The sequence below is a fragment of the Kluyvera intermedia genome, assembly GCF_021440345.1.
Taxonomy (GTDB): domain Bacteria; phylum Pseudomonadota; class Gammaproteobacteria; order Enterobacterales; family Enterobacteriaceae; genus Kluyvera; species Kluyvera intermedia_A.
This window is the reverse complement of sequence record NZ_JAKCNS010000139.1, coordinates 1-1,009: the sequence shown is the minus strand read 5'-3', so window position 1 is coordinate 1,009 and position 1,009 is coordinate 1. Positions and strand designations below refer to the sequence as shown.

Below are 1,009 nucleotides of genomic sequence, written 5' to 3'. Positions count from 1 at the left end.
TAAGTTGGCAGCATCACCGACATGCAGATGGTCAGGACTTTGACAGATTTTAGAGATTTATCAATATTCAGAAAAATATATGAAATTATCCTTTCAATTTTGGTTAATTATAAATTCACTAAAAAGCAAATAATCAGATGTTACTTGACTCGGGCTTTTTTTGGTTCTGGATTGTATGGTTTTGAAACGGCTTCTATAAAGTGTTTTGGTAAAGATTTTTCTGAACTAACTTCAGAGCAACAAGCATTTTTGGCAGCAATGTTGCTAAGACCAAAACCAATGAAACCTAATGAAAAATGGACTGAATCAGTCACTATTAGGGCGTCGTATGCGCAAAAGGTGAGGGTTTTTGTGAAAGACAGTAATGAATAGTGTTATAATACTGGCATTAGATAAATTATATTGGTTTAGCTTTTCTGAATTTCCAGATATTATTCTATCCCATTTATTATCGGTTTCTAAGATTAATATTTTTGATACACGCCGTAACCCTTCAAAAGCCATCGAATAGTGATGGCCAATTTTTGATATGTTAACCGGTTTGTTTTTTCTTATTAAATCATCGATTAATAAATGAGCTTGCCGAAGGTTTTCATGAACGTCTTTTTCTAAATCATATGCTACCGGAGTTAACCCTAATGAGCGTAGTTCAATGAAAAATGAAGAGAGGCTTTCATTCCATTTTTCGACAGACTCCTTATATTGTAGCCGTGCATCGTAAAAATCTCTACTTTCCCTTTGATTATTATTATCAATTAAATTTCGACCGTAGAAAATCCTCATCCCGGCAAGTTTTTCTATATTCCCAGCAAGTTCTTTTAATCTATCTATTTCTTTTTGTATTTTAATTATTGTGGTTTGATATATGAAGTTTTTCTTCTGATAATGCTGAGTTAAAATCGCACCTATAATTCCAGTTAATATGAAGCCAATAATTATTTTAATTATCTCAAACATAAGAAATCATCCGTAAATTAATAATCATTACCATTAATCTATTCATTATAAT

The 1,009-nt window shown here is 31.4% G+C and carries 2 protein-coding genes; one reads left to right on the top strand and one right to left on the bottom strand.

Annotated elements, in window-relative coordinates; genetic code table 11:
- The first annotated feature begins 21 nt into the window (after positions 1-21).
- Positions 22-372, top strand: a complete 351-nt coding sequence (locus tag LZ634_RS22800) for a transglycosylase domain-containing protein (RefSeq protein ID WP_414467759.1) — start codon at positions 22-24, stop codon at positions 370-372.
- Here LZ634_RS22800 and LZ634_RS22220 read toward each other — a convergent pair.
- Positions 307-957 carry a hypothetical protein gene (locus tag LZ634_RS22220; protein ID WP_234508901.1) on the bottom strand — a complete coding sequence of 217 codons (651 nt, stop codon included), beginning with the start codon at positions 955-957 and terminating at the stop codon, positions 307-309. The genes LZ634_RS22800 and LZ634_RS22220 overlap by 66 nt on opposite strands.
- Between the last annotated feature and the right edge of the window lie 52 nt (positions 958-1,009).